We start from the raw sequence: 4,001 nt of genomic DNA on the forward strand, positions 1-4,001 counted from the left end.
GTCGGTCGACCGCCCCGGCCGCAGTCCCGGCCCGCCGCGGAGGCGCGTCCGCTCCACCCGTCCGCCGCGCCGCCCACCGAGGGCCTGCTCGGGCACCCCGCCCCGGTCGTCGAACCGACCGTGGAGATCCCGCTCCTCCTGCCCGCGCCCGAGACCAGGGGCCTGCTGGCACCCGAGCCAGAGCCCGAAGCCGAGCCCGGTCCCGAGCCGGAATCCGCCGCGCCGCCGTCGGACGCGCCGCCGTCCGACGCCCGGCCGGTGGAGGCGGTGCCGGCCGACGGCGAACCGGCCGCCCCGGGCCGCCGCCGCCGTTCGGTGGCCGAGGACACCCTCACCCCCGAGGAGTGGCGGGCCGCCGGCTACACCCCGCCGCTCGGCATCCCGGTCGGCGCCCTCAGTCCCGGCGCGCCCGGTGAGGCGCCGTGGCCGGACCGGATGCGCACCCTGCTGCGCACCCCGATGTCCGAGCGCCCGGCCTTCGAACGGACCGCCCGCGAGCTGCACCCCTCGGTCGCCGCCGGCCGCAACGTCCCGCGCGTCCTCGACCTGACCCTGCGCATCGGCGAACTGCTGCTGGCCAGTGGCGAGGCCGCCGAGGACGTCGAGGCGGCCATGCTCGGCATCGCGCACGCCTACCGGCTGGACCGCTGCGAGCCGCAGGTCACCTTCACCCTGATCGGCATCTCGCACCAGCCCTCGCTGGTCGAGCCGCCGATCACCGCCGACCGGGTGGTGCGCCGCCGCACCTCCGACTACACCCGGCTGAACGCGGTGTACGAGCTGGTCGCGGACATCACCGCCGAGCGGGTGAGCGTCAACGACGCCTACCGCCGGCTCGCGCTGATCCGCCGCAACCGCCATCCGTACCCGGCCTGGATGCTCGCCCTGAACACCGGTCTGCTGGCCGGCGCGGCGACCTTCCTGGTCGGCGGGCGGATCGACGACAAGGCCTGGCTGGTCTTCCTCAGCGCCTTCGTCGCCGCCGTGCTCGGCGACCGGCTGGCCTCGCTGATCGCCCGTCGCGGCCTGCCGGAGTTCTACCAGTTCGTGCTGGCCGCGATGCCGGCCGCGGCCTCCGGCATCGTGCTCTCCTTCAACGACCTGGGCCTGCGCGGCTCGGTGGTGATCACCGGCGGGCTGTTCGCGCTGCTGCCCGGGCGCGCCCTGGTCGCCGCGGTGCAGGACGGTCTGACGGGCTTCTACATCACCGCCGCGGCCCGGCTGCTGGAGGTGATCTACCTGGTGGCGGGCATCGTCATCGGCGTGATGCTGATCCTCTACCTGGGGGTCGGCTTCCAGGCGAAGCTCAAGCCGGACGAGTCGCTGGTCGGGATCAGCTACCCGCCGGTCCAGATGGTCGCGGCGCTGGTGCTGACCTGCGCCTTCGCGATGCTGCTGCAGACCGACCGGCGCTCGCTGGCCCTGGTCACCCTGAACAGCGGCATCGGCTGGGCCAGCTACGGGGTGCTGGCCTACAACGCCCAGCTCTCGCCGATCGTCGCGACCGGTGTGGCGGCCGGCCTGGTCGGCCTCTTCGGCCAGCTGATGGCGCGCTACCGCAACGGCTCCGCGCTGCCGTACGTCACCGCCGCGATCGGGCCGCTGATGCCCGGTTCGGCGCTCTACCTCGGCATGCTGTCGTTCGCCCAGGGCCACCCCAGCGGCGGCCTGGTCCAGATCACCAGGGCGGCGGCGATCGCCCTGGCGCTGGCCATCGGGGTGAACCTGGGCGGGGAGATCGCCCGGCTCTTCATGAAGCTCCCGGTCGGGGTCGAGCGGCCGTCGCTCGCTCCGGTGATCCCGCGCCGGGCGGCCAAGCGCACCCGCGGCTTCTGACGCCGATCGTTGGCCTCCGGGCCATGTCGTGGCAGACCGCACGCAGCACCAGGAACGAAGGTAAGACGCATGACCACACTGCTGGACGGCTACCGCGAGCACATCGTCGACGCGCACAAGCAACCGCTGTTCCTGCTGCTGGTCGGGTTCATCACCTCGTTCGTCTTCATCCGGTTCAGCGTGCGGATGATCAGGGCCCAGGTCCGCTGGTGGCCCGGCAACGTGACGCCCGGCGGGTTGCACATCCACCACATGGTCTTCGGCCTGGGCTTCCTGCTGGTCGGCGGCATCGGGGTGTTCGCCACCTACGGCGGCCACCCGTGGATCGACCTCTTCGGCCTGCTCTTCGGCATCGGCTGCGGTCTGGTGCTGGACGAGTTCGCGCTGATCCTGCACCTGGACGACGTCTACTGGAGCGAGCAGGGCCGCAAGTCGGTGGACGCGGTGATCTTCGGCATCCTCTTCACCGGCCTGCTGCTGGTCGGCTACGTGCCGCTCGGCGCGGAGCCCACCGGGGAGACCAGGTGGGGCCTGGTCACGGTGATCTCGGTGAACGCGCTGGCCATGGTCGTCACCCTGCTCAAGGGCAAGATGTGGACCGGCCTGCTCGGCATCATGGTGCCCGGCCTCTCCTGGGTCGGCGCGATCCGGCTGGCCCGGCCGAGCAGTCCCTGGGCGCGCTGGCGGTACGCCGGGCGCCCGCGCCGCCGGGCCCGGGCACTCCGGCGCGAGCGTCGTCTGCACCGGCGCGCGGACATCGCCCGTACCTGGCTTTTCGACCTGATCGCCGGGGCGCCGGACAAGGTGTCGGCCAACCACCCGGCCGCCCACCGGGTGGCCGAGCGGATGGCCGCCCGGGCCAGCGCGCACCTGGACGCGCACACCGCCCGGGCGCTGGCCCGGCGCTCCGCGCGGCTGGCCGACCGACGCTCGGCGGTGGGCGGTGAGCACCCGTCGGGCAGCCACCGGACCTCCGGGGCGAACGGCAACGGCGGCGCCGCCGGCAACGGGGCGGCGTACGGCGGGTCGGGCGGCTACGGCGGGCCGGCCGATCAGACGGGGCCGCGGGGCGGGTCCCAGCGGCGCCGTCGCACCGTCCGGGCCGGCCGGGGCCGGACCTACGCCGTCCGGCCGACCGGGCAGCCCCTCCGTCCGGGGCGACACCGCTGGTTGCGGCCGCGGACGCGTCGGATGAGCCGTTAGTTCGTATACCCTGACCGCCCGGCTGGGGCCGTTCTGCGGTCGGATCATCAGATGGTCACCCGGCCGGCGGTGCGGACTTGAGGTGTGAAACCCGCCCCGCTTGAGAACATGGCGAGCAGTGACCGTCTTGTCACGGAATGGGATGTTTTGCCGCACCTGTCGGCGCCGGACAGGCGGTGGGCGGGAGACGGACCGGCGATCCGCCGGAGCCGCTCGGCCCCCGCCCTCCCCGGTCCCGTCGCCGCCCCGGCCGCACCGCGGCGCGGGTGCGCGGCCGCTCCCTCGTGACCGTTCGAAGGGATGAATCGTGGCGCGCAGATTCCTGCCGACCCTCCTGTTGTCCCTCACCGCCCTGCTCGGGCTGCTTCCCGTCGCGGCGGCCGCCCCGGTGGAGCCGGGCGAGCCCAGTGCGGCCGCCGAACCGTCCGGGCCCGGCTCCTCCGGCTCTCCCAGCTCTTCCGGCGAGCCCGGTTCCGCCGGGGCACCCGGGGAAGCGGCCTACCCCTCCGCCGAGGAGATCGACCGGTCCCGGGCCGAGGCCGATGCCACGGCCGGCTCGGTCGCCGCCATCGAGGCCGGCCTCACCGCCGCCAGGGCCGAACTCGACACCGCCGCCCGGACCGCCGAACAGGCCGTCGAGGCGTACAACGGCGCCCAGCTGGCCCTCACCCGGGCCCGCTCCGAGGAGTCCGCCGCAGCCGACCGGTCGGCGGCCGCCGAGGCCGAACGGTCCGCCGCCGCCGAGGACGCCGCGGCCCTGGCTGCCGAAACGTACCGGCAGGGCACCAGCGCCGAGCTCTCCGCGATCAACGCCCTGCTCGGCGCGCGCGGCCCGCGCGAGGCGGGGGACCGGGCCGCCGTGGTCGGGGTCGCCAGCGACCGTTCCCGGCAGATCCTCGACGCGGCCGTCTCCACGGCCGCCGGGGCCGGCCGGGCCGCTGCCGCCGCGCGCACCGCGGCCG

2 protein-coding genes and 1 pseudogene are annotated in these 4,001 nt (G+C 74.9%); all 3 read left to right on the forward strand.

Features of this window, described 5'->3' with window-relative positions; genetic code table 11:
- The first annotated feature begins 84 nt into the window (after nt 1-84).
- Nucleotides 85-1,836: a threonine/serine exporter family protein gene (locus tag VR45_RS11325; protein ID WP_045939580.1), complete on the forward strand. Its 1,752-nt coding sequence runs from the start codon at nt 85-87 to the stop codon at nt 1,834-1,836.
- Between the two features lie 69 nt (nt 1,837-1,905).
- Nucleotides 1,906-3,039 (forward strand): hypothetical protein, encoded by a 1,134-nt coding sequence (locus tag VR45_RS11330; protein WP_199925930.1) that lies wholly within the window; start codon nt 1,906-1,908, stop codon nt 3,037-3,039.
- 307 nt (nt 3,040-3,346) lie between these two features.
- Nucleotides 3,347-4,001: pseudogene (locus tag VR45_RS50030) on the forward strand (hypothetical protein); the annotation flags it as partial.

The organism is Streptomyces sp. NRRL S-495 (genome assembly GCF_000966955.1).
GTDB classification, from domain to species: Bacteria; Actinomycetota; Actinomycetes; order Streptomycetales; family Streptomycetaceae; genus Kitasatospora; species Kitasatospora purpeofusca.

What these genes read in the sequence shown, in the direction of transcription:
- VR45_RS11330 (WP_199925930.1), top strand. Translation starts at nt 1,906, where the DNA reads ATGACCACACTGCTGGACGGCTACCGCGAGCACATCGTCGACGCGCAC.